The following is a 24847-nucleotide window of genomic DNA, read 5'->3' on the forward strand; positions in this document are numbered from 1 at the left end:
TTAGCCAGACATCATTCTAATGCCTACCCGCAGGTGTGACAAAAAATAGTTATGCACATGGCGTGATTAAAAATTGCTTTTGAACGCATTGCCGGGTGCCGTCTGGAAAAGAGGACCAGTTACGGGCACTATTCGAGACCATGACGGGCGTTATCGGTGGCGAGAAGACATGAGGACAATGGACAAGGTGGTGGGGCTGGGGCTGACCATGGTGCTGCTGGCGGGCTGTGCGACCGCGCCGCCGCGCAATCCGGAAAACATCTGTGCCATCTTCGAACAGCACGGCGGCTGGCACCAGTCTGCCAACAAGGCGCGGGAAAAGTGGGGAGCACCGGTGCACGTCACCATGGCGATGATGTACCAGGAAAGCAGCTTCAGGCACGATGCCCGGCCGCCGATGCGTTATTTCCTGTTCATTCCCTACGGCCGGGCCTCCGATGCCTACGGCTATGCCCAGGCCAAGAAAGCCACCTGGGCCGATTACCGGCGGGAGAGCGGCAACGGCTGGGCCGATCGGGACGACTTTGACGATGCCATCGACTTTATGGGCTGGTACATGAATAAAACCAGCAAAATCAACGGTATTTCCAAGTGGGATGGCTACGGCCAGTACCTCAATTATCACGAGGGCTGGGGCGGCTACCGCCGCGGCAGCCACCTGCGCAAGGGCTGGCTGCTCACCATCTCACGCAAGGTCGAAGCCCGGGCCCAGCGCTATGCGGAGCAGTACTGGCAATGTAAGGACCGGCTAAACCGTGGCTGGTTTGGCTGAATCGGCCAGCGCCAGGTATTTCTCCATTTCTTCGGCCGGCACCATGCCGCCACCGGTGGCCCATACCAGGTGATGGGCCCTGGCCAGGCGCGCCGGGGTCAGCCCCAGCCGCTGGCGATAGCCTTCGGTTTCGCTCAGCACCCTCAGCGCGCCCGGCATGCCGGCCAGGGCGGAGGGCTCGAGCCGGATGCCCTCTTCCCTCTCCAGCAACCCCAGCAGGAACAGCATTTCTTCGTCCGCCAGGCTGTAGAAACCATCCAGCATGGGGGCCATGGCCCGCCCCACAAAACCGGAGGCGCGGCCTACCGCCAGGCCGTCGGCGGCGGTGCGGTTGTCGATGCCCAGATCCTGTACCGAAATGGCGTCATGCAGTCCGGTGTACACGCCGAGCAACATGCAGGGGGAATGAGTCGGCTCGGCAAAAATGCAATGCACCGCGTCGCCGAAGGCCAGCTTGAGGCCGAAGGCCACGCCACCGGGGCCGCCGCCGACCCCGCAGGGCAGGTAGACGAACAGCGGATGCTCCCGGTCCACGATGATCCGCTGTTGCGCCAGCTGGGCCTTGAGCCGTTCGCCGGCCACTGCATAGCCGAGGAACAGCTGCACCGAATTTTCGTCATCCACGAAGTGACAGCAGGGATCCTGCTCCGCCTCGTGTCGCCCTTGCGCCACCGCCACCGAATAGTCGCTGTCGTATTCCACCACCGTCACCCCCTGGCTGCGCAGCAGCTGTTTTTTCCAGTCCCGGGCGTCTGCCGACATATGCACGCTGACCCTAAACCCGAGCCGGGCGCTGATGATGCCGATGGACAGCCCCAGGTTGCCGGTCGAGCCGACGGCAATGGAGTGGCGGCCGAAAAACGTGCGGAATTCATCGCTGTGCAGCTTGGCATAGTCATCGTCCAGGTGCAGCAGTCCGGCCTTGAGCGCCAGCTTTTCCGCATGCTGCAGCACTTCATAGATGCCGCCGCGGGCCTTGATCGAGCCGGAGATCGGCAACTGGTTGTCCATTTTCAGCAGCAGGGTGCCGTTGAGCTCCTGGCCGTAGCTGGCACTCAGGGCCTGTTGCATGGCGGGAATCGCCTGCAGGGGCGACTCGATGATGCCGCCGTGCCGGCGGCTCTCCGGGAACGCGGCACAAAAGTAGGAGGCAAACCGAGCCAGCCTCTGGCCGGCATCGGCCACGTCACCGGCGGTCAGCCCCACCGTGGGCAGGGCGAGTTCGGCCGGGGCCCGCTCCGGGTTGAACCAACTGAGCGGCCGCAAGGCCATCAGGCTGTCGAGTAGCGGATAATCCTTGCGCAGGGCATTAATGGCGTCTGCGGAATACGACGGGTGCGAGTGCATCTGGTCTGGCCCCTAGTGAACATCTGGCGGCAGTATATCAGCAGCGGCCGGTATTGCTGTAGCGGGAGTCATAGCGGCCGCCAGGAGCACGATTATCCCTTGGCGAAGTATTCCCGGGTCAGGCGGAATACCACCGGGCTGAGTAGGGCCAGGGCAATCAGGTTGGGGATGGCCATCATGGCGTTGAGGGTGTCGGCCAGCAGCCAGATGAATTCCAGCGACTGGGTGGCGCCGACCGGCAAGGCCAGGATCCAGGCGATGCGAAAGGGTACTATGGCCTTGATGCCGAACAGGTACTGCACGCATTTCTCGCCGTAAAAACTCCAACCCAGAATGGTGGTAAAGGCAAACACGGCCAAGGCGACAGCGACGATGTACTGACCGCCGGGGATGGCGCTGGAAAAGGCGAGGGTGGTCAGCGAAGCCCCGGCCTCGCCGCTGGTCCAGCTGCCGGTGACGATAATCGCCAGGCCGGTGATGGAGCAGACGATGATGGTATCGATAAAGGTGCCCAGCATGGCGATAAGCCCCTGCCGCACCGGGCTGTCGGTCTTGGCGGCGGCGTGGGCGATGGGGGCGCTGCCCAGGCCGGCCTCGTTGGAGAACACCCCCCGGGCGACCCCGAAGCGGATGGCGGCCCACACCGCGGCCCCGGCAAAACCGCCCTGGGCGGCGATGGGGGTGAAGGCGTGTTCGATGATCAGGGTAAAGGCGCTCGGGATGGCACTGATATTCAGTGCCAGCACCACCAGGCCGGCGCTGAAGTAGGACACCGTCATCAGCGGAACCAGCTTGCCGGCTACTTCCGAGATCCAGCGGATACCGCCGATCAGCACGGCACCCACCAGCACCATCAACACCACGCCGGTGGTCAGGCTGGAAATACCGAACGAGGCCTGCAGCGCATCGGCCACCGAGTTGGCCTGCACCGTGTTGCCGATGCCGAAACCGGCGATGCCGCCGAAGATGGCGAAGGCGACCCCCAGCCAGGCCCATTTGGCACCTAGACCGTTCTTGATGTAGTACATGGGGCCGCCGACGTGGTTGCCGAGCTTGTCGGTTTCGCGGAAATTGACCGCGCACACCGCCTCGGAATACTTGGTGGCCATGCCCACCAGCGCGGTCATCCACATCCAGAACAGCGCCCCGGGCCCGCCGAAGAAGATGGCGGTCGCCACCCCGGCGATATTCCCCGTCCCTATGGTGGCGGAAAGCGCGGTCATCAGGGCGTTGAATGGCGAGATTTCGCCGCTGCCCTGTTCCACTTTGGTAAACAACAGCCGAAAACCGGTCGCCAGCTTGCGGATGGGCATAAAGCCGAGGCCGAATTGCAGGTAGAGGCCAATACCGAGAATGCCCACCAGCATGGGCACCCCCCAGACCACACTGTTGATGGACGACAGTAATTCGGTGAGCAGTTCCATGGGCAGCCTCCCTGCGTAATATGGTTGATTCGACTCGATTTTATTTTTATAGGGTAGTCTTGTTTTGCATTTAATAACAACTGTCCGAACACATCAGGGCGGCGGGAAAAAGCATTGCAGCAACCGGCGGAGCCGTTGGACCAGATCCTTGCCACCGGCGAGACCGAAGTCGGCGACCAGCTGCGCTGCCGAATTAGCCGGGTTCAGCAGGGCATCGGCCAGCGCTTTTTGACGTTCATCCAGCCCCTCCGGTAAAGACCGGGAACGGATAAAGCGGGCCAGGGCCGGCCGGTCGGCCGGCAGATCCCGGTGGGCCCAGGCGAAGTCACGGACGATGGCGGCATCGAGAGCCGGCTGGGGGCGGGCGGGGGGGCGTTTCAGGCTGTGCAGCAGCGGCGGGGGGAGCGTGCGCAAGGCCCCGAGCAGGAAGAAGTCGAGATTGGCGCTGAACTGCCCCTGCCAGACCGGCATCACGGCCTCGGCATCCGGACTCAGTGGCTGCAGCATCATGGCCGCATGCAGGCCGCTGACGCCATCGGCGCTCAGGCCGAGGCGGACGGCGGCGAAGCCGTTTCGCTGCCAGAAGCGGACCAGTTCGGCGCTGGCACCAAAGCTGGTGCCCAGAAAGTCCGCGGTCGAGTGCTGCCGCAGCCAGCCCAGCAGGCGGGAGCCGACCCCCTGCTGCTGGCCATGCGGATGCACCACGATGCGCATGATACGGTCGTAGCCGAAGACGCAGGCACCATCGAGGCCGCCATGAAAGGCCAGGGATTGGGGCAGCAGGTGGCCGCGGGGACGACGCTGGCCGCGCCAGATGGCCTGACCCAGTTCCGGACTCAGCCGGCCTTCCCGTACCACCAGGGCCACCGCCATCGGGATCCGGGCCCGACAGGCGACGACCAGCTCGAGGCCCGGGGCATCCAGCAGGTAGCGCAGATCGCTCGGGCTGGTCTGGTAATGCGCCAGGGTGAGCAGGCCGAATACCTGATGCAGCAGGACTTCATCTTCCGCCAGCTGCCGCTGGCTGAGCCGGTGTAGTTGCCAGGGGCCGCTCGGGGGGGGAGGGGGCGGATCCGCGCCCAAGACCAGCAGGCGAAACAGCAGTGGCTCGAGCGGATCTTGAGGGCTCCACCGGGCCGGTGTCGTCAGCCGATACTTCCGCCAGCCCGGCGCCAACCGATCCAGGCTGGGCTGGAATTTGAGCTGAAAGCCCAGGCCGGTGCCCTCGTAGCCGTGTTCGGTGGTGGCAAAGACACAGCAATAATGCCGGGCCAGCGCCTGCAGTATGGGCACGGGAATGGCGGCGGCCTCATCCACCAGCAGCAGATCGGCGGCCGGCCGTTGCTGCAGCAAGGCGTCGGGGGCGATAAAGTGGAGCCGCCCCCCGCCCTGTGCCAGCGCGTTGTGTGCGGCGTGCGGGCTGGGGGCGGTGAGCAGTACCCGTCGGCCGGCATCGAGCAAGCGCGCGCCGGCAAGCCCGAGCAGGCTCGACTTTCCCCGGCCCCGGTCGGCGGTCAGCACCAGCGGACACCGGCGGCGGCAGGACTGCAAAATCATGGCCAGGGCCTGCCGTTGCTGCGGATTCAGGCACCCTCGCCGGTCGCGTTGCCGGTGCCAGGCATGATGGCCGGGCGGCGGCAGCGCGGGGCGACAGGCGCCTTGCTGCCAGATCAGGGTATGGGCATCCTGCTGCAGCAGGCGGACCAGGCGCTGGATAAAGCGGCTGTGACGCTCCCGGGCCTGCTCGGGCAGGGCCACGTAGCGTTGCAGATCCGGATCGGCGTAGTCGGGCCAGTCGGCCAGCGGCGGGCACAGCAGCAGCACGACGCCGCCGGCGGCCACGCAGCCCAGCACGGCGCCGAAGGCATCCGGGTGCAGGCCGCTGTGCGCATTGAACACCAGGGCCGGAAACGACCGTCCCAGATAGCGGCTTATTTTGGCTGCGGGTTGTGGCTGATACTCGTCCGGCCCCTGTCCCAGCCACAGGGCGTCTCGTTGCCACAGCTCCCGGGCCAGCTCTTGCCCCCAGGATTCACTGCCGGCCAGGACCAGCAGCCGGCGTTCGCCGTTGTGCGCCAGGCGCCGCCGCCAGGCGTGCCAGTCCGGCCACATCAGTCGAACAGCCGCTCGCCGTTCTCGTCGATCACCCGCTTCGCCTTGCCGATCATCAGTTCGGCAGCCTGTTCGGCCGAGGGCAGCAGATCGGAGCGGATCAGCAGATACTCCCGCTGCTCGCCGTCCTTGTGCTGCACTATCCGACCCTGCAGCCGGAACTGGCCGCCTTCCTGCCGGGGCTCGGGATAAATATCGAATCCCCGGTAGGATACCGGCTCGCTCCCCGGTGTTGCCGTCGAGACGCCACCGCCGGCCAGCTTTTTTAACCATTTGAGCATCGTCTTTTTCCTTCTGTCAGCGACAAAAAAGGCGCCGGAAGGCGCCTTGTCGGGGTGAGGCCGGCTTATTTCTTGACGCGTAGTACCACGTCTTGGGCCAGGGTCACGGCACCGCTCTGCTTGCTGAGCTCCTTGACCTCGTCCATGTTGGAGATCACCACCGGGGTCAGGGTGGACTTGGCCTTGGCTTCGAGCAGGGCCAGGTCGAATTCGATGATGGTGTCGCCTTTCTTGACCTGCTGGCCTTCCTGGGCAATACGGGTAAAACCTTCGCCTTTCAACTCGACGGTATCGATACCGAAGTGCACGAACAGCTCCAGGCCAGAGTCGGATTCGATTGAAAAAGCATGGTTGGTTTCAAAGATTTTACCAATAGTGCCGTCGCAAGGGGCGACCATCTTGTTGCCACTGGGCTTGATGGCGATACCGTCGCCGACAATTTTCTCGGCAAAGACCACGTCCGGCACCTCTTCGATGGCCACGATTTCCCCGGACAGGGGGGCAAAGATTTCGATACCGCTGGTGTCGTTAGTGTCGTCGGAGACCAGCTTTTTCAGTTTATCGAACAGACCCATAGTATTAGCTCCTGAAGTTATTTAACGCATGATAATAACAGACGGCCTTTCCCGAGATAAAGAGGCAAACTCGGCGCCGGCACTTCACCCGGGCGGGCAAAGGCATCAATGAGGCACATGATAGCGTTTTTGTGGTCACAACACATGTTCGGGGTCAATATTGCGGGGCGTTGTGGTGGTAATTTAACGAGAGGGACAATGTAAAAAGGCGCCAAATGGCGCCTTTCAATGGTTATGGCTGCAGTTCCTGCTCGGTAAAGATGCCCTGGAACAGGGCGCTGCTGAGGTAGCGTTCACCGGAGCTTGGCAGAATAACGACAATATTCTTGTCCGCGAACTCGGGCAGCTCGGCCAGGCGATTGGCGGCGACCACGGCGGCGCCGGAGCTGATGCCGGCCAGGATGCCTTCGTCTTTCATCAGGCGGCGGGCCATCTCGATGGCGTCTTCGCTGGTCACCCGCTCGACCCGGTCGATCAGGGACAGGTCCAGGTTGCCCGGAATAAAGCCGGCGCCGATGCCCTGGATTTTGTGCGGACCCGGCCTGATTTCCTCGCCGGCCATGGCTTGGGTGATCACTGGAGATTCAACTGGCTCTACAGCTACCGAGGTAATGGCCTTGCCCTTGGTCTGCTTGATGTAGCGGGATACCCCGGTAATGGTACCGCCGGTGCCCACGCCGGCGACGAAGACATCGATGTCGCCGTCGGTATCTTCCCAGATCTCCGGACCCGTGGTTTTCTCGTGGATTTCCGGGTTGGCCGGGTTGTTGAACTGCTGCAACAGCACGTATTTTTCCGGGGCCGCCTCTTTCAGCTCCATGGCTTTTTCGATGGCGCCTTTCATGCCCTTGGCACCTTCGGTCAGCACCAGGTTGGCGCCCAGCGCCTTCAGCAGTTGGCGTCGTTCCAGGCTCATGGTGTTAGGCATGGTCAGGGTAATCGGATAGCCACGGGAAGCGGCCACAAACGCCAGGGCGATACCGGTGTTGCCGCTGGTCGGCTCGATCAGCTCTTTGCCGGGCACCAGCTCACCGCGTTTCTCGGCATCCCAGATCATGTTGGCGCCGATACGGCACTTGACGCTGAAGCTGGGGTTGCGGCTTTCGACCTTGGCAAAAACCCGGCCTTTGCTGACCCGGTTCAGTTTTACCAGAGGAGTACGACCAATGGTCAGTGAGTTGTCTTCAAAAATCTTGCTCATTGTGGCTATCCCTAAGGTTCACTGTCACAGAAGAATTTATTTACCCTGTCAGCTTAATCGTTCTTTGCAGAATGAGAAGTGACGATTTGTTATAACAATATGTTATTAAATGATAAAATAATATTCCTTTCTTTCCCGCCATGGCCGCGTCCGGCTATGGTGCTTTTTGCCCAAGTCTGATATCAAGGCAAATAAGCCGATGCAATACCCGGGGACGGTTGCGGCCGCCTCGGACGGCCGTTATGGGGCATGGGACAGGTGGGCGGGATACAAGCATTCAGGGCGGGGAAGGAAAACATGAAGGTGTGCCGAACTATCAGCGGGCTTTGGCTGTTGCTGCTGTGTCTTGGTTTCGGGGCCTCCGCCTCGTCATGGCAGGAGGAGCCGGAGGCAAGGATGCAACTGCATCAGTTGGGGCTGGAGCTGGCGCTGGCCGATGTGCATCCGCAGCTGACCCTGTGGTGGCAGCAGGCGGTGTCCGCAGAGTGGGCATCCGATGAAGCCGATGATCGGCTGTTGCTGGGGCTGGGCGCCTTCTGGCGCCACTGGGGAAGCCTGTCTTTTGTCGAGCGGCAGCACCTGCAAACCCGGCGGGCCGAGCTGGACATCCGGGAGGTGGATCGGCTGCGGCTGCAGCAGGCGGCACAAAACGGTGGCCGGCTGGCGCTGGTACAGGGGTTGATCCCCGGCTATCAGGATTACCCCCAACTGCAGCGTCAGTTGCACCGCTTGTTGCAACTGACGCAGCAACCCTGGCCCGGGCTGAGCACGGCCACCCTGCGCCCGGGCGAGTCGGCCGCCGTGGTGCCGGTGCTGCGCGAGCGACTGCGGCTGCTGGGTGATCTGGCCAGCTCCGCCCCACCGGCGGAGCCGGACCATTACGATGCCGAACTGGAGCAGGCGGTGCGCCAGTTCCAACAACGCCACGGGCTGATGGTGGACGGAGTGGTCGGGCGCCACACCTACTCCTGGCTCGACGTCACCCCCCTGACCCGGGCGCAGCTGCTGATGCGCAGCATGTTGCGCACCCTGATCGGCGATGCCCTGCCGTCTTCCTATCTGCTGGTCAATATCCCGGAATACCGGCTGCGGCTCTACCAGGAGCAGGCCATGGTGCTGGAAAGCGACGTCATCGTCGGCCGGGGCAGCCGCAAAACCCCGATCATGGCCAGTGAGATCACCAATGTGGTGGTGAACCCGCCTTGGAACGTGCCGCGCTCCATCATCAACAAGGACATACTGCCGCGGCTGTACCAGGATCCCGACTATATCTATCGGGAGGGATTCGAGGTGCTGGACCGCGACGGCCGCATCGTGCCCGGCGAGGAATGGTTTGCCCGGCTGCCGGAGGGCTTCCCCTACCATCTGCGCCAGCGGCCCGGCAGCCGCAATGCGCTCGGGGCCTACAAGTTCCACCTGCCCAACAACGACGCCATCTACCTGCACGACACCCCTTCCCGCGGCCTGTTCAGCCGCGACAGCCGGGCGCTGAGTTCCGGCTGTGTGCGGGTGGAAGAGGCCGAGCAACTGGCCCAGTGGCTGTTGGGGGAACAATGGAGCCCGTCGCGGCTGGCCGATCTGAAAGCCTCGCAGCGCACCCGCTGGCTCAAGGTCAGCCGGCCGCTGCCGGTGCTGATGGTGTACTGGTCCGGCTGGTCGGGAGCCGACGGTCGCCTGCATTTCCGGGATGATATCTACGGCTTCGACCGCTCGCTGACCAGTCCCTTTCCCGACGGCCAGCCTCATACGCAGCTGCTGTCCCGGAATCGCGGCGTCTTATAACAAAAGGTTGTTGATAGCCCGGGCCGATTTGGTTACGTTCTGGCCGGTTGTATGTGGTGTGATACCGGTGACCGAGAGGCGATGCCGACAGGGGAAGGCGTGCCTTTGGTTTCCTTTCCGTCCGGCTTCGGGCTGTTCGCCCGAGGCCAGTCCTGTTCGCCGCTTCCGGTTCCCGCTTGTGCGCGCCTTGCTGTTATCGAAGGAGGAACCATGCTGGAACGCGGTCTTGAACGCCGACATTTTTTACTGGGCCTGGGCGGGCTGGGGGTGGCGGCACTGTTGCCGATGCCGGCCCTGGCCAGCCTGTCGGCGCCGGTACGCAAGCTGAACCTGCACAACCTGCGTACCGGTGAACAGGTGACCGCCAGCTTCTGGGAGGAAGGGCATTACCTGGACGAGGGGCTGAACTCTTTTAACCGGATCATGCGGGATGTGCGCCGCAATGAAGTCTTTCCCATCGATCGCGCCCTGTACGATCAGTTGTTTCTGCTGCAGCACCGGCTGGGCCGGAAAGGCGAGATCCAGATCATCTCCGGCTACCGTGCGCCGGAGACCAACCGGATGCTGCAACAGCGCAGCAAGGGCGTGGCGAAAAAAAGCTACCACATGCTGGGACAGGCGGTCGATCTGCGTATGCCCGGGGTGGTGCTGGCCGATCTGCAACGGGCCGCCAAACAGCTCCGGGTGGGCGGCGTCGGCTATTACCCCAGGTCCGATTTCGTTCATCTGGATACCGGACCGGTGCGCAGCTGGTGATAGTGCTCCACCCACAGGGCGGTGGCGCCGCACACGGCGACCGGCATGATCAGCAGGTTGATCAGCGGCAGGCCTGAACACAGGGCCACGCCGGCGCCAAAGCCCCAGGTGAGCCGGCGTTTCCCGGCCAGGGCCCGGCGCATCACGGTGAAGTCGATCTTGTGGTTGTCGAAGGGATAGTCGCAGTACTGGATGGCCATCATCCAGGCACTGAAAGCGAACCAGATGAGCGGCGCCAGGGTCTGGCCGACGACCGGCACTAGGAACAGCAGCAGGCAGCCCAGCGCCCGGGGCAGATAGTAGGCCAGTTTGCGCCATTCCCGGCCCAGCATGCGCGGCGTGTCCTTGAGCAATCCCAGCCAGCCGCTGTCGGGCAGTGGCGCCCCGGTCAGCTTCAGCTCGACCCGTTCCGCCAGCAGGCCGTTGAACGGGGCGGCGAGCATATTGGCGAAGCTGGTAAAGATCAGCGAAAACACCACCACTATGGTCAGCACCGCCAGGGGCCACAAGAGATAGCTCAGCCATTCCAGGTAAGCGGGAATGCGCTGTTCAAACCAGCCAAACACCAGTTCGAGCTGCAGGAAGAGGTAATAGAAGGCGCCGCCGAACAGCAGCAGATTCACCAGCAGCGGGATCAGGACGAAGAGCCGCAGGTCGCGCTCGCCGATAAGCGACAGCCCCTTCAATAAATAACCGGGGCCACTGACGGTGTGATAAGAGCCGGACATGAATACTCCATGATGAAAGGTCGGCGCCATTCTAATCAGCCCCCGGATGGATGCCAAGCCCGTTCCCCGGTGCCGGCCTGCACCGCGTAACCGCTTGTCGCAGCGGCTGAAGCCCATTTTATGGCCGTTTGCTCCCGGTGCCGCACACCGGGCGGGCGATCGTGGCGCCGGAGCGTGCAAGCGGCCGCGGAAAACCGATAATTTAGCCGGCGACGACGGAGATGACTCTTGTCAAATCGGCATGGTAAACATACCCTTGACGGTGACTTGGGGTAATCCACCGGTTCGGGTAAAATGACGCCATTCTTGTGTCGGCCCAATGGCTGAACAACGCAAAAATTAGAGAAACGATAATGCAGGATTTGCGAATTATCTTGATCATCATAGGGGCCGTTGCCATTGCCGCCCTGCTGATCCACGGGCTGTGGACCAGCCAGAAAGGGCGCCAGAAGCCGCTACGCGAAAAACCGATGGGCAGAATGGCGAGCGAGCCGGCGGACGACAGCTTCGATAACGATGGCATCGGCAAGGTCCGGGTGGTCGGCTCGCACAAACCCGCGGCGCGCGCCCGGGATGAAGAGGATGACTGGCAGGCCACGCCGCATTTTTCCGCCAGTGACGATGAGGATGACGACGAGCCCGCCCTGGGGCCGGCGCCGGCCGTCCCGGCCCAGGCCGCCACCGTCAGCGACGCCCGGCAACGGGAGCAGCAGTACCGGCAGGGGGAGATCGATCCCCTGTTCGACGAGCCGGCGGCGCCGGTGGCCAGTGCCCCGGCCGAACCCGAAATGCCGGAAGAGACGGCGGTTGAACCGGTTCGGGAGCCCGAGCCGGCCCCGGTGCTGCGCCAGGTACCCAAGACCTGGCAGGATGTGTATGTCATCAACCTGATGGCCCGCCCCAACCAGAAACTGGAAGGCAGCAGCCTGATGCGGGCCCTGACCGGTACTGGTTTCCGTTTCGGCGACATGGATATCTTCCATCGCCACCAGACTCCGGCCGGGCAGGGCGAGATCCTGTTCAGCCTGATCAACATGGTCAAGCCCGGCACTTTCGATCCGGATGCCATGGTCGGTTTCAGCACCCCGGGGGTGTCGATTTTCATGCAGCTGCCCAAGCCCGGCATGGCCAAGAACCATTTCAACCTGATGGTGCAGACGGCGGAAAACCTGGCCGAGGATCTGGATGCCCTGTTGTTCGACGACGAGCGCTCGCCGCTCAGTCCCGACTACCTGGCCCATTGTCGTGAGCAACTGAGAGACTACGACAGCCAGGCCCGGTAACTGTTTATTTGATGTACAAGTGCGGCCGAGGGCCGCACTTTTTGTTTGAGCGAAATCATCCATGAGTAACCCCCAAGCCCGTATCCTTGCCCTGCGCGAACAACTCGACAGCTACAACTATCAATACTATGTGGCCGACGCGCCCACGGTGCCCGATGCCGAGTACGACCGGCTGATGCGGGAACTGCTGGCGCTGGAGCAGGCCCACCCCGAGCTGATGGATCCCGACTCGCCTACCCGGAAAGTGGGCGGGACGCCGGTGTCCGCCTTCCCCGAAGTGCGCCACGCCCTGCCCATGCTGTCCCTCGACAACGTGTTCAGTGACGACGAACTGACCGCCTTCGAAAAGCGGCTGATGGACCGGCTGGGGCGCACCGAACCGCTGGACTTTTGCTGCGAGCCCAAGCTCGACGGCCTGGCGGTCAGCCTGGTCTACGAGCAGGGGCGGCTGGTACAGGCCGCCACCCGGGGCGACGGCAGCACCGGCGAGGGCATTACCGAGAACGTGCGCACCATCAAGGCGGTGCCGCTCAGGCTCAAGGGCCAGGGCTGGCCGGCCCGGCTGGAAGTGCGCGGCGAGGTCTACATGCCGCGGGCCGGCTTCGACGAGATGAATGAAAGGGCCCGGGCCGAGGGGGGCAAGATCTTCGCCAACCCGCGCAATGCCGCCGCCGGCAGCCTGCGCCAGCTGGACTCGCGCATCACCGCCAGGCGGCCGCTGGCGTTCTATTGCTACGGCGTGGGCCTGGTGGAAGGCGGGCCGCCAGGGGATTGCCACTTCGACATCCTGCAGCAACTCAAGGGCTGGGGCCTGCCGGTGTGTCCCGAAATCCGGCGGATGCAGGGCCGCAGCGGCTGCCAGGCGTATCATGACGATATCCTGGCCCGGCGGGAGCAACTGCCCTATGAAATTGACGGCGTGGTCTACAAGGTCGACGAACTGGCGCTGCAGCAGCAGCTGGGTTTCGTGGCCCGGGCCCCGCGCTGGGCCACCGCCCACAAGTTTCCGGCCCAGGAGCAACTGACCCGGCTGCTGCACGTGGAGTTCCAGGTCGGTCGCACCGGCGCCATCACCCCGGTAGCCAAGCTGGAGCCGGTGCCGGTGGCGGGGGTGGTGGTGTCCAATGCCACCCTGCACAACGCCGACGAGATCGCCCGGCTGGGGGTCATGGTGGGCGATACGGTGATCGTACGCCGGGCCGGGGACGTGATCCCGCAGGTGGTGGGAGTGGTGCTGGAGCGGCGTCCGGCGGAGGCGCAACGCATCACCTTTCCCGACCATTGCCCGGTCTGTGACGCCGAGATAGAACGCATCGAGGGCGAGGCGGTGGCCCGCTGTACCGGCGGCTTGTTCTGCGCCGCCCAGCGCAAGGAGGCGATCCGGCACTTCGCTTCCCGCAAGGCCCTGGACATCGAAGGGCTGGGGACCAAGCTGGTGGAACAGCTGGTGGAGCAGGAAAAGGTCAAGACCCCGGCGGAGCTGTTCCACCTGGACCAGGCCACCCTGGCCGGCCTGGATCGCATGGGCGAGAAATCGGCGAGCAACCTGTTGGCGGCGCTGGACAAGGCCCGCCATACCACCCTGCCGCGCTTTTTGTACGCCCTGGGCATCCGGGAGGTGGGGGAGGCCACCGCCAATAACCTGGCGCAGCATTTCCTGACTCTGGAGGCGGTGATGCAGGCGGAGGTGGACACCCTGCTGGCGGTGCCGGACGTGGGGGAGATAGTGGCCAAGCACATCTACTACTTCTTCCGCCAGCCGCATAATCAGCAGGTGGTGCAGGCGCTGGTGGCCCCGCGCGAGCAGGGCGGTTGCGGCCTGGACTGGCCGGCCATCGAGGCGGTGGCCAAGGAGGCCCAGCCGCTGGCGGGGCAGACCTTCGTGCTCACCGGCACCCTGAGCCAGCTGTCGCGCAACGACGCCAAGGCGGCATTGCAGGCCCTGGGGGCTAAGGTGGCGGGCTCGGTATCCGCCAAAACCGACTGGGTGGTGGCGGGGGAGGCGGCCGGCTCCAAGCTGGTCAAGGCCCAGGAGCTCGGGGTGGCGGTGATGGACGAAGACGGATTGCTGGCGCTGTTGGCGGAGCATGGTTGGCGGCGATGAGCCGGCGGGCATGAACAGGGGGCGGCTGCCCGCCCCTCGTTTCAGCCTCAGGGCGTGGTCACCGCGGTGAACTCCTGCCCCAGGCGGCGAAAGCCGTTCAGCACCAGGCCGTTGTCCCGGATCTCCAGGTAATGCAGCCGGCCGTCGGCGGCCAGGACCAGGGTCAGGTCCTGGCCGGCGCGCAGGTTGCTGAGCGGCTTGTAGGAAGGTTCGGCCTGCACCAGGGCGATCAGATCCTGCCCCGGTAGTTGCCACTGGCGGAACAGCGCCGCCAGGGTTTCGCCCTGGGCCAGGGTGTGATCGATGCGCCTGCCCCCGTCCGGCACTTCTATGGTCCTGACTTGGGCACTGCCGAGCGGCACCGCCAGGCTGCCGGTAACCGGCACCGCCGGCGTCGACGGCGCCGGTTGCCAGGCCAGCAGGAGCAGCCAGAGCGGAACCAGCACCAGCAAGGCCAGCCGATGTGTCCTGGGAAAACGGGGAAGCTGCTGCAGGCCGCGCCCCAGCGCCTGGCGAAGCGGCAGTGTTGATTGGTTGAACCGGGTACCGAAAGACGCCGGCTTGCTACGTTGTGTGACTGCTTTTCGTCTGGTCATGGATAAGGCCCTCGCAGGCGATAGTGTAGCGACTGCGGGGTACTCTCGACAAGCGGCGTATGGCCCCCTTTCACGCGGGCCGACGGCTTTTGTCCGGGGCGGGAGCGGGGTGTGCCGGACCGCCGGCGACAAAGCGTTTAACCCGATGATGGCGGGTGCTAAAATAGCCGCTACTTTTGTTTCCGACGAGCTCGTTCGAGCTTATCTCACCAGCTAAGGCAGAAAGAATGACAGTTAAAACGCGGTTTGCCCCCAGTCCCACCGGCTTTCTTCACGTCGGCGGTGCGCGCACGGCTTTGTATTCCTGGCTTTATGCCCGGCACCACCGGGGCGAATTCGTCCTGCGTATCGAAGATACCGATCTGGAACGCTCCACTCAGGCCGCCATCGACGCCATCCTGGAAGGGATGAACTGGCTGGGCCTGGACTGGGACGAAGGCCCCTATTACCAGACCCGGCGTTTTGACCGTTACAACCAGTTGATCGACCAGTTGCTGGCCGAGGGCAAGGCCTACCGGTGTTACTGCTCCAAGGAACGGCTGGAAGCCCTGCGTGAACAGCAGATGGCCAAGGGGGAAAAACCCCGCTATGACGGCACCTGCCGCCATGGCGGGCATGACCACCCCGCCGACGCGCCCTGCGTGATCCGTTTTAAAAATCCCGGCGAAGGCTCGATCGTCTTCGACGATCATGTCCGCGGCCATATCGAGATCGCCAATCGGGAAATGGATGACCTGATCATTCGCCGTACCGACGGTGCCCCCACCTACAACTTCTGCGTGGTGGTGGACGACTGGGACATGGAGATCACCCACGTGGTGCGCGGCGAGGACCATATCAATAACACGCCGCGCCAGATCAACATCTACCATGCCCTGGGCGCGCCGGTACCGGAGTTTGCCCATGTGTCCATGATCCTGGGCGACGACGGTGCCAAGCTGTCCAAGCGTCACGGCGCCGTCAGCGTGATGCAGTACCGGGACGACGGCTACCTGCCCCAGGCGCTGCTCAACTACCTGGTGCGGCTGGGCTGGTCGAACGGCGATCAGGAAATTTTCTCGCGGGAGGAAATGATTGCCCTGTTCTCCCTCGACGCCATCAGCAAGTCGGCCTCCGCCTTCAATACCGACAAGCTGTTGTGGCTCAACCAGCACTACATCAAGACCCTGCCGGCCGGGGAGGTGGCGGGGCACCTGGAATGGCACATGCGGGATCAGGGCATCGATTTCGACAAGGGGCCGGCCCTGGCCGAGGTAGTCGGCCTCTATGCCGAGCGCTGCCAGACCCTGAAAGAGCTGGCGGCCCAGAGCCGTTACCTGTTCGAGGACGTCGAGACCTTCGAGGAAGGGGCGGCCAAAAAGCACCTGCGCCCGGTCGCGGCCGAGCCGCTGACCCTGGCCCGCACCAAGCTGGCGGCGCTGACCGACTGGCAGACCGGCGCCATCCACGAGGTGATCAACGCCACCGCGGCCGAACTCGAGCTGGGCATGGGCAAGGTGGGCATGCCGCTGCGGGTGGCGGTGACCGGGCAGGGCCAGTCGCCGGCCATCGACGGCGTGATGGCGTTGCTCGGCAAGGAAAAGGTGCTGGCACGCATCGACATGGCCCTGGCCTTTGTCGCCGAACGGGCCCAGGGGTAACCACCGTCTTAAACGCAGGAAGAGACAGACCGGCGCCGCTAGATGCGGCGCCGTTTTTTATTATTATTATGCTTCCAGCTTCCCATCGTTCAAAAAATGACTGGTTGAGCGGCTTTTTATATTTTGTAGTTGACACCAAATAGCCCCCTGCCTATTATGCGCCTCGCTCGCAGGGACAAGTTCCCCGAGCGACTTAAGCGGGGCTATAGCTCAGCTGGGAGAGCGCTTGCATGGCATGCAAGAGGTCGGCGGTTCGATCCCGCCTAGCTCCACCAAGTTTTCTTGGTAGGTAGAAAGTGGAAAAGAGAGGTCGGCAACAAAGGTTGCCCCGTTCGATTCCGCCTGGCTCCACCACTTAAGTCAATCCTGCCAAATGGGGCTATAGCTCAGCTGGGAGAGCGCTTGCATGGCATGCAAGAGGTCGGCGGTTCGATCCCGCCTAGCTCCACCAAATTTGGTCGGTGGTTATAGTGGAATGAATGAGGTCGGCGACAAAGGTTGTCCCGTTCGATTCCGCCTAGCTCCACCAGGCGGCAGGAAAAACACCAGTAAAACAGCATTGTTTTGGGGCTATAGCTCAGCTGGGAGAGCGCTTGCATGGCATGCAAGAGGTCGGCGGTTCGATCCCGCCTAGCTCCACCAAAACAATCTTACCCGAATTCGGGGCTATAGCTCAGCTGGGAGAGCGCTTGCATGGCATGCAAGAGGTCGGCGGTTCGATCCCGCCTAGCTCCACCAAACAAAAAAGCCGCTGCAGAAATGCAGCGGCTTTTTCGTGTATCCGCCCGATGTTGATTGCGCTGGTTTTTCCCCCGAGCTCACCGCACAATGAATAAAACTCAAACGAGACTTATAGCATGGAGCACTTCGAGCAAATCTATCGGCGCGCCTGTGAACGCAAGGGGGGGGAGGCGGCGCTCAGGCAGCTCATTGCCACCCCCCGGCTTGGCCCGGCCGAGCTGGCGGCCATCCCCGATGATCGCTGGCTGTCTTCCTTCACCATGAGCCTGTTCCAGTCCGGTTTCGTGTGGCAGGTGATCCGCGACAAGTGGCCGGCGTTCGAGCGGGCCTTCTTCGGCTTCGATCCGTACAAGATGCTGTTGCTCGATGAACAGCACCTGGCCCGCCTCAACAACGATGCCGGTATCGTGCGCCATGCGAAGAAAATCGCCGCCGTGCCGGTCAATGCCCGTATGGTATTGGAGTTGGGTGAGCCCCACGGAGGCTTCGGCGCTTTCGTGGCCCGCTGGCCGGAGGACGACAGGATCGGCCTCTGGCTGGAGATCAAGCGGCACGGCCAGTTGCTGGGCGGCAATATCACCGCCTACGCCCTGCGCCGGCTGGGGGCGGACACCTTTATTTTCAGCCCGGACGTCGGCGGTTACCTGCTCAACCAGCGGGTGGTCGACGCCGGACTCGGCAGCAAAAGGGGCATGCAGCAGGCCCAGGCGGCCTTCAGCGAGTGGCGGCGGCAAAGCGGTCTCAGCTTCGGCGAGATCAGCAAAACCATCGCCTTTTCAATCGGCTAGTCTTCCAGGTAGGGGGTCAGGAACTCATGCACCTGGCGGGCGATCAGCGGCTGGGCCCGTACGCTGGGGTGGATGCCGTCGTCCATCATCATGCCGTTTTCGCCGATCAGCGGGGTCACGAAGAAGGGCAGCAGGGGGAGTTCATGTTGCCTGGCCAGGCTGCTGAACACGCCCTCGAACTGCTCCAGGTAGCGGCGGCCATAATTGGGCGGCAGCCTGATCTCGGTCAGCACCACCCGGGCTCCGGCCTGGTCCGCCAGCTTGATAAGGGCCTTGAGGTTGCGCTTGATCAGCGGCGGCGGCAGCCCGCGCAAACCGTCGTTGCCACCCAGCTCCAGCACCACCAGGCTGGGCTGATGGCGCTCCAGCAACGGCGGCAGCCGCTGCAGGCCGCCCTGGGTGGTGTCGCCGCTGACGCTGGCATTGACCACCTCGACCCGGCGGCCTTCCTGGCGCCATTGTTCGGCGAGCAGGCGTGGCCAGGCCTGCTCGGCGTTCATCCGGTAGCCGGCACTCAGGCTGTCACCGAGAATAAGGACGGTGTTAGCATGGCTAGCGGATGACACCAGCAGCAGTATCACCAGAAGGGTACGTAGCATGACAACTTCTCCGATCATCAGGGTGTCCGGGCTGGATCACAGGGTCAGCCTCGGTGCCGAACAATTGACCATCCTTCAGGGGATCACATTGGAAGTCAAGCCCGGCGAGAGCGTGGCCCTGGTGGGCGCCTCCGGCTCCGGCAAGTCCACCCTGCTCGGCCTGCTCGCCGGGCTCGATATCGCCAGCGACGGCGAGATCGAAATCGGCGGCCGCCCGCTGGGGGCGCTGGACGAAGAGCAGCGGGCCCGGCTGCGTGCCGAATACATCGGCTTCGTGTTTCAGTCCTTCCTGCTGCTGCCCACCCTGACCGCCCTGGAAAACGTCATGCTGCCCGCCGACCTGCAGGGGCGCCGCGGCAACCGGGAGCGGGCCCTGCAGCTGCTGGAGCAGGTCGGCCTCAAGGATCGGGTCCGCCACTTCCCGACCCAGCTGTCCGGCGGCGAGCAGCAGCGGGTCGCCATCGCCCGGGCCTTCATGACCGAGCCGAGCCTGCTGCTGGCCGACGAGCCGACCGGCAACCTGGATCATCACACCGGTGGCCAGATCATCGAGCTGCTGTTCCGCCTCAACCGCGAACACGGTACCACCCTGCTGATCGTCACCCACGACGAGGCGCTGGCCGGCCGCTGTGAACGGCGTCTGCTGATGACCGCCGGTCGTCTGGAGGAACAGCATGGGCAGTCTTAGCTGGGGGCTTGTCTGGCGGGAGGCCAGCCGGGGGCCGTTGCGGCTGTTCATGCTGGCGCTGGCGCTGTGCGTGGCCAGCATTCTCAGCGTGACCCTGGTGGCCGACCGGCTCAACAACGCGCTCAAGGTGTCCGGGCGGGATTATATCGCCGCCGACCGCATCCTCACCGGCAGCCGCCCGGCCCAGGAGGCCTGGCTGGCCGAGGCGGCGCGGCGCGGGCTGGCGGTCTCCCGCACCCAGTCGTTCAGCAGCGTGCTGTTTGCCAATGACGAGCTGCAGCTGGCCAGCGTGCGGGCGGTGGATGCGGCCTTTCCCTTTTACGGCGAGCTGCAGCTGAGCCCGGCCGGCCGGGTCGCGCCGGGCAGCATCTGGCTGTCGGCCCGGCTGCTGGCGCTGCTGCGACTGCAGCCGGGGGACCGGCTCGAGCTCGGCAACCTCGAACTCCGGGTGGCGGGGGAACTGGTCAAGGAGCCCGACGAGGGCTTTTCGCCCTTCCTGCTGGCGCCGCGCGCGCTGATCCACCTGGATGACGTGGCCGCCACCGGCATCTTCATGGAGGGCAGCCGGGCCCGTTACCGCTATCTGTTCCGGGGCGAAGAGGCGAGCCTGCAAGGCTACGCCGACTGGCTGCTGCCGCAACTGCAGCAGGGCCAGCGCTGGCGCGGCCCGGACGATGCGGACACTCCGGTGGCCCGCTCCATCACCCGGGCCGAGCAGTTCTTCCGGCTGGCCTCACTCACCGGGGTGTTGCTCGGCATCCTGGCCATGGCCATCGCCCTCGGCTATTTCTCCCGCCGGGAGCAGGACAGGATCGCCCTGCTGAAGACCCTCGGTGCCGGCCGCCGCCAGCTGTTCGGCTGGCTCAGCCGGCTGTTGCTGGGGCTGCTGGTACTGGGCTCCACCCTGGGGGGGCTGGCGGGTTATGGCCTGCACAAGCTGATCCTGCTGAGCCTGGGCGACGCCCTGGACATTCCCCTGCCGCCGCCCTCGCTCCTGCCCTTCGCGGTGGCGGCGGGGCTGGCGCTGCTCACCACCCTGATGCTGTCGGTGGTGCCGATGTATCGCCTGCTGCGGGTGCCGCCGCTGCGGGTACTGCGCAACGAAAGCGAGGCCCGCGTCTCGCCCTGGTGGAGTGCGGCCATCCTGCTGGCGGGGACCTTCGGCCTGAGCTGGCTGTTCGCCGGCCGGCTGGGGCTGGCGCTGGGCCTGCTGCTGGGGCTGGTGGCGCTGGGCGCCTTGCTCGGTGGCCTGTGCTGGCTGCTGCTGAGCCTGGCGCGGCGGGTGGGCGGCGGCATCGCCTTCCGGCTGGCGGTCAACCGCCTGCAGCGGGTCCGGCTGGCCACCCTGGTGCAGTTCGGCGGGGTGGCGCTGGCGCTGTTCCTGGGCACCCTGCTTTGGGTGGTGCGGGGTGAACTGGTGGAGGGTTTCCTGGCCCGGCTGCCGCCGGATACGCCCAACCGTTTCCTGATCAATATCGCCGCTCACGAGCTGGCGCCGGTGCAGCAGCGGCTGCAGCAGGCCGGATTCGACAGCTCGCAGTTCTATCCCATCGTCCGTGGCCGGCTGGCCGAAGTCAACGGCATCCCGGTGCAGGAGATCAACAGCGAGCGCGGCGGCGGCCTGGGGCGGGAGCTGAACCTGACCTACAGCGCCACCCTGCCCGAGGGCAACCGGCTCCTGGCCGGCCGCTGGTCGGCCGCGGCGGGGGGGGTGTCGGTGGAAGCGGAGCTGGCCGAGCGGCTGGCGCTGTCGCTGGGCGACCGGCTGACCCTGGATCTGGCCGGACAGCCGGTGTCGGCCGAGGTGCGCACCATCCGGCAGGTGGACTGGGACAGCATGAAGCCCAACTTCTACCTGATCTTCAGTCCCGACGTGCTGGCGGAGTACCCGGCGGCCTGGCTGGCCAGTTTTTACCTGCCGCCGGCGCAGCGGGCCTTCGAGGTGGAGCTGATCCGCGCCTTTCCCACCATCACGGTGTTCGATGTGGAGGCGTTGCTCGATCAGTTGCGCCAGGTGCTGGCCCGGGTGAGCCAGGCGCTGCTGGTGATCATGGCGCTGGTGACCGGAGCCAGCCTGCTGGTGCTGCTGGCCCAGGTGGAGGCGACCCTGGAAGGGCGCCGCCGCGAGCTGGTGCTGTTGCGCACCCTGGGGGCCGGGGAGCGGCTGATTGCCGCCTCCCTGCGCTGGGAGTGGCTGGCGGCGGGGCTGGCCTCGGGGCTGGCGGCGGCGCTGGCGGTCGAGCTGTGCGTGGCGGTATTGCTGCCCTGGTGGCTGGACCTGCCCTGGCAGCCCCATCCGGGTGTCTGGTTCAGCCTGCCGCTGCTGGGCGCCGCGCTGCTGCTACTCACCGGCCGCGCCGGCGGCATCGTCCGCGGGCCGCTGGCGCTGCGCCTGCGACAACTGTCCCAGGGGCTGGGTTAGTCTTCACACACCACGGCGGCCTGCAGCAGCAAGGTCGCCTGCTCGGCCGCCATGGGCCGGCCCAGGTGATAGCCCTGGGCCTGCTCACAGCCCATGTGGTGCAACATCTGCGCCTGTTCCGGACTTTCCACCCCTTCGGCGATGGTGCCGAGTCCCAGGTTGCGCGCCAGGCTGATGATGGCGCCGACGATGGCCCTGTCCTCGTCATCGAGCAGCAGATCGCGGACAAAGCTCTGATCGATCTTCAGCCGGGCCAGCCGGAAGCGCTTCAGGTAGCTGAGCGAGGAATAGCCGGTGCCGAAGTCGTCCAGCGCCAGTTTCACGCCCAGTTCGTGCAACTGGTCCATGATCGCCAGCGCCCGCTGCGGATGGTCCAGCATCACGCTTTCGGTCAGCTCCAGCTCGAGCGCTTCGGCGGGTACCCCGGTTTCCTGCAGCAGCAGGCGTACCCGGTCGCACAGCGGATGCTGGCGAAGCTGGGCCGCCGAGATGTTGATGCCCAGGGTCACCGGCGGCAGCGCCTGTGCCCGCCAGTCGGCCAACTGGCGCAGCGCCGTGTCCAGCACCCAGTCGCCGAGGCTGACGATAAAGCCGTTCTTTTCCGCGATGGGGATAAATTCCGCCGGCGACACCGGGCCCAACTCGGGATGTCGCCAGCGCAGCAGCGCCTCGAACCCGAGCAGCCGGTGCTCGCCCAGGCTGTACTGGGGTTGATACACCAGGCTCAGTTGCTGCCTGTCTATCGCTTGGCGCAGGCCGTTTTCCAGCGCCAGCATGCGGGTGTAGCCGTTGTGCATTTCGGCGGTGAAGAAGCGGTAGCCATTGCGGCCGGCCTCCTTGGCCTGATACATGGCGATATCGGCGTGGTGGTAGAGCTCATGGAAGTGGCGGCCGTCGTGGGGGTGGAGGGCGATCCCCAGGGACACCGACAGCCGGATATCGTGTTGCTGAATGGCATAGGGCTCGGCCATGGCCGGCAGCAGCCGCTGGGCGAAGTGGGCCGCGCCTGCGGCGTCGGTCAGCGGCAGCACCAGGATAAATTCGTCGCCGCCGAAGCGGGAGATGGTGTCCTCGGCCCGGCAGATCCGGCGCAGCCGCTCCGCCACCTGGTTCAACAACTGGTCGCCTATCTTGTGGCCCAGGGAGTCGTTGATGGTCTTGAATCTGTCCAGATCCAGAAACAGCAGCGCCAGGGGCTTCTGCTCCCGCCGGGACAGGTGGATGGCCTGCTCGGTCCGGTCGATCAGCAGGCTGCGGTTGGGCAGGCCGGTGAGGGCGTCGAAATGGGCGAGAAAATGGATCCGCTCCTTGTCCCGCACCTGCTGGGTGATGTCGATATGGGTGCCCAAGGTCAGCGAGGTCGGCTGGCCATCCCCGTCCTGCAGAGTGCGTCCCCGCGACAGTATCCAGACCCAACTGCCGTCGACGTGGCGCATGCGGAACTGGTTTTCGTACAGGCCACCCCGCTGCTGGGCCAGGTAGTGGCTGAAGGCGTGCTGCGCCCGCTCCCGATCTTCCGGATGCAGCAGTTGCTGCCAGGCCCGGGAGAGCCGGCGGCCATGGCGGCGTTCAAAATCGTCCTTGTCGAGCCCCAGCATGGAGAAATACTCCTGGCTGCAGTTCAGCTCACCGCTCTGCTGATCGTATTCCCAGGCGCCGGTATTGGAGGCGGTGATCAGCGAACGGTAACGTTCCAGCAGGGACTGTGCCTCCAGCTCGGCCCGCCGGCGCTCGCTGATGTCGCGGGACAGCAGTACGAAGTGCTCCGTCGCCCCGGCGGCGGTCTTGCGACGGGAGACCGACAGCTCGAACCAGGCATCGCCGCCGGGGAGCCGGCGACGGAACTGGTGGCCGCGGGAGCAGCCATGCCGTGCAGCTTCCTCCAGGGCGGTCAGCACCACCCCGGCGGAAGTCGGCTCCAGCACCTCCCGGACATTGCGGCCGACCAGCCCGGCATCGGCGGCGCTGATGCCATCGCCCCGGGCATACAGCTGCAGACAGTCGCCGTTGCCGTCGAGCTCGAGCAGTTGATCCGGCAGGGCGGCGAGGGTGGCTTCGAGCTGATGCCGGGCCTCGGTGATGTCCCGGGTCTGCTGTTGTACTTCCAGCGCGAGCTGGCGCGCCTGCCGCCGGGTCCGGGCCAGCAACTGCACCAGCATGGCGAGCATGGCGCTGAACAGCAGCGCGGCCAGGCCCAGCAGCGACAGGCGCGCCAGGTCGTGCCAGCCGCCGGGCAACGACAGGCTGAGTTGCCAGCTGCCGTTGGGCAGGATCAGGGTTTCGGTGATGGCGTCGCCGGACAGCGCGAGGGAAGAGCCGGCGATGCGCTGGCGGGACGGGCCCGTATGCCCGGCGGTAGGCCGGTCGCGCCACAGTTCGAAGGCATAACCCCGCTCTTCCAGGCGCCGCAGCTCGGCCCGCGCCAGCAGATCGGACAGGGGCAGCACCACGCTGACGAAGCCCCAGAACGAATCCGCCTGCTCGGTCATGAATACCGGCAGTCGGCCGATCAGGCCCACACCGCCCTGGGCCAGCGCCACCGGCCCGGTAATGGTCAGCTGCCGGGCATCCCGGGCCAGGATGGCCTCGTCTCGCTGGAGGGGATGGGTGAGCTGGTTCAGGCCGAGGGCGCCGTCGTTGCCGGCCAGGGGATAGGTCCGGGTGATGATGCCCCCGGGGGACAGCGCCAGCGCCTGTACCTGGGGATAAAAGGGCAGCAACTGGCCGGCCACTTCATCGAAATTGGCGATGTCGCCCCGGCCTTGCTTGATCAACGCCGCCAGCGCGTAGGCCGAAGACAGGTTTCGCTCAAGCTGGACCTGTAGGCTGTTGATATGAAAGCGGGCCATGTCGACGGCCGCGAGCTTGCGTTGCTCGACCTGCTGGCCGGCGTGCAGCCACAGCAGCCCGAGGCTGGCCAGCAGGCTGAGTAGAAATACCAGTATGGCGGTGATCCTGGCGAGGTGGCGCTGTCGATTCAGGCGCTCGGGCATCTTCGGTCCTTCGAT

At 64.8% G+C, this 24847-nt stretch carries 19 protein-coding genes and 4 tRNA genes; 13 read left to right on the forward strand and 10 right to left on the reverse strand.

The window, feature by feature from the left end; all coding sequences use genetic code 11:
- Window positions 1-178: 178 nt before the first annotated feature.
- Window positions 179-772 (forward strand): transglycosylase SLT domain-containing protein, encoded by a 594-nt coding sequence (locus C7H85_RS12125; RefSeq protein ID WP_168388262.1) that lies wholly within the window; start codon window positions 179-181, stop codon window positions 770-772.
- Here C7H85_RS12125 and dsdA read toward each other — a convergent pair.
- The 6 genes from dsdA to cysK form a co-directional block, all read right to left on the reverse strand.
- Entirely contained in the window at window positions 749-2119 is a 1371-nt protein-coding gene (gene dsdA, locus C7H85_RS12130; RefSeq protein ID WP_106729974.1) for a D-serine ammonia-lyase, read from the reverse strand. The two genes, C7H85_RS12125 and dsdA, sit on opposite strands and share 24 nt — an antisense overlap.
- A 92-nt stretch (window positions 2120-2211) precedes the next feature.
- A complete protein-coding gene (locus tag C7H85_RS12135) occupies window positions 2212-3543 on the reverse strand; it encodes an alanine/glycine:cation symporter family protein (protein ID WP_106729975.1) in 1332 nt (443 codons plus the stop codon).
- A 93-nt stretch (window positions 3544-3636) separates the two neighbouring features.
- A complete protein-coding gene (locus C7H85_RS12140) occupies window positions 3637-5655 on the reverse strand; it encodes a tRNA(Met) cytidine acetyltransferase TmcA (RefSeq protein ID WP_106729976.1) in 2019 nt (672 codons plus the stop codon).
- Window positions 5655-5936, reverse strand: coding sequence for an HlyU family transcriptional regulator (locus C7H85_RS12145; RefSeq protein WP_106729977.1), 282 nt, complete (start codon window positions 5934-5936; stop codon window positions 5655-5657). The genes C7H85_RS12140 and C7H85_RS12145 overlap by 1 nt, the downstream gene beginning before the upstream one ends.
- A gap of 65 nt (window positions 5937-6001) precedes the next feature.
- The gene (gene crr / locus C7H85_RS12150; protein ID WP_106729978.1) at window positions 6002-6511 is read right to left on the reverse strand and encodes a PTS glucose transporter subunit IIA; all 510 of its coding nucleotides are present in this window, start codon (window positions 6509-6511) and stop codon (window positions 6002-6004) included.
- A gap of 232 nt (window positions 6512-6743) precedes the next feature.
- Complete coding sequence (gene cysK, locus C7H85_RS12155; protein ID WP_106729979.1) at window positions 6744-7712, reverse strand: cysteine synthase A; 969 nt, start codon at window positions 7710-7712, stop codon at window positions 6744-6746.
- Between the two features lie 396 nt (window positions 7713-8108).
- Here cysK and C7H85_RS12160 point away from each other — a divergent pair, with 396 nt between their 5' ends.
- On the forward strand, window positions 8109-9494 hold the full coding sequence (locus tag C7H85_RS12160; RefSeq protein ID WP_245879659.1) for a L,D-transpeptidase family protein: 1386 nt from the start codon (window positions 8109-8111) through the stop codon (window positions 9492-9494).
- A 210-nt stretch (window positions 9495-9704) separates the two neighbouring features.
- Window positions 9705-10250, forward strand: coding sequence for a peptidoglycan L,D-endopeptidase MepK (mepK, locus tag C7H85_RS12165; RefSeq protein WP_106729980.1), 546 nt, complete (start codon window positions 9705-9707; stop codon window positions 10248-10250).
- Here the strand turns inward: mepK and cysZ are convergent.
- Window positions 10217-10978, reverse strand: coding sequence for a sulfate transporter CysZ (gene cysZ / locus C7H85_RS12170; protein WP_106729981.1), 762 nt, complete (start codon window positions 10976-10978; stop codon window positions 10217-10219). The genes mepK and cysZ overlap by 34 nt on opposite strands.
- Window positions 10979-11331: 353 nt before the next feature.
- Between cysZ and zipA the strand changes: the two genes are divergently transcribed.
- Both zipA and ligA read left to right on the forward strand, forming a co-directional pair.
- Window positions 11332-12261, forward strand: coding sequence for a cell division protein ZipA (gene zipA / locus C7H85_RS12175; protein ID WP_106729982.1), 930 nt, complete (start codon window positions 11332-11334; stop codon window positions 12259-12261).
- Window positions 12262-12322: 61 nt separating this feature from the next.
- Window positions 12323-14365, forward strand: coding sequence for an NAD-dependent DNA ligase LigA (gene ligA / locus C7H85_RS12180; RefSeq protein ID WP_106729983.1), 2043 nt, complete (start codon window positions 12323-12325; stop codon window positions 14363-14365).
- Window positions 14366-14412: 47 nt separating this feature from the next.
- Here ligA and C7H85_RS12185 read toward each other — a convergent pair whose 3' ends face one another.
- Window positions 14413-14961 carry a LysM-like peptidoglycan-binding domain-containing protein gene (locus tag C7H85_RS12185; RefSeq protein ID WP_106729984.1) on the reverse strand — a complete coding sequence of 183 codons (549 nt, stop codon included), beginning with the start codon at window positions 14959-14961 and terminating at the stop codon, window positions 14413-14415.
- Between the two features lie 227 nt (window positions 14962-15188).
- On the opposite strand from C7H85_RS12185, the gene gltX reads away from it, so the two are divergent.
- From gltX to C7H85_RS12215, 6 genes are all read left to right on the forward strand, one after another.
- On the forward strand, window positions 15189-16601 hold the full coding sequence (gltX, locus tag C7H85_RS12190) for a glutamate--tRNA ligase (RefSeq protein ID WP_106729985.1): 1413 nt from the start codon (window positions 15189-15191) through the stop codon (window positions 16599-16601).
- Window positions 16602-16800: 199 nt separating this feature from the next.
- Window positions 16801-16876: transfer RNA gene (locus tag C7H85_RS12195), tRNA-Ala, on the forward strand.
- 100 nt (window positions 16877-16976) lie between these two features.
- Window positions 16977-17052 (forward strand) — tRNA-Ala (locus C7H85_RS12200).
- A 115-nt stretch (window positions 17053-17167) separates the two neighbouring features.
- Window positions 17168-17243 (forward strand) — tRNA-Ala (locus tag C7H85_RS12205).
- Window positions 17244-17263: 20 nt separating this feature from the next.
- A tRNA-Ala gene (locus tag C7H85_RS12210) sits at window positions 17264-17339 on the forward strand.
- Window positions 17340-17458: 119 nt separating this feature from the next.
- The gene (locus tag C7H85_RS12215; RefSeq protein ID WP_106729986.1) at window positions 17459-18130 is read left to right on the forward strand and encodes a DNA-3-methyladenine glycosylase I; all 672 of its coding nucleotides are present in this window, start codon (window positions 17459-17461) and stop codon (window positions 18128-18130) included.
- On the opposite strand, the gene C7H85_RS12220 is transcribed toward C7H85_RS12215, so the two are convergent.
- The gene (locus C7H85_RS12220; RefSeq protein WP_106729987.1) at window positions 18127-18729 is read right to left on the reverse strand and encodes an arylesterase; all 603 of its coding nucleotides are present in this window, start codon (window positions 18727-18729) and stop codon (window positions 18127-18129) included. The genes C7H85_RS12215 and C7H85_RS12220 overlap by 4 nt on opposite strands.
- Between C7H85_RS12220 and C7H85_RS12225 the strand changes: the two genes are divergently transcribed.
- Window positions 18728-19417, forward strand: a complete 690-nt coding sequence (locus tag C7H85_RS12225) for an ABC transporter ATP-binding protein (RefSeq protein ID WP_106729988.1) — start codon at window positions 18728-18730, stop codon at window positions 19415-19417. The genes C7H85_RS12220 and C7H85_RS12225 overlap by 2 nt on opposite strands.
- Window positions 19404-21839, forward strand: coding sequence for an ABC transporter permease (locus tag C7H85_RS12230; protein WP_106729989.1), 2436 nt, complete (start codon window positions 19404-19406; stop codon window positions 21837-21839). Before C7H85_RS12225 ends, C7H85_RS12230 begins: the two co-directional genes overlap by 14 nt.
- Here C7H85_RS12230 and C7H85_RS12235 read toward each other — a convergent pair.
- Window positions 21836-24832, reverse strand: a complete 2997-nt coding sequence (locus C7H85_RS12235) for a bifunctional diguanylate cyclase/phosphodiesterase (RefSeq protein WP_106729990.1) — start codon at window positions 24830-24832, stop codon at window positions 21836-21838. The two genes, C7H85_RS12230 and C7H85_RS12235, sit on opposite strands and share 4 nt — an antisense overlap.
- Window positions 24833-24847: the final 15 nt, after the last annotated feature.

It is taken from the genome of Zobellella endophytica (genome assembly GCF_003012775.1).
GTDB classification, from domain to species: domain Bacteria; phylum Pseudomonadota; class Gammaproteobacteria; order Enterobacterales; family Aeromonadaceae; genus Oceanimonas; species Oceanimonas endophytica.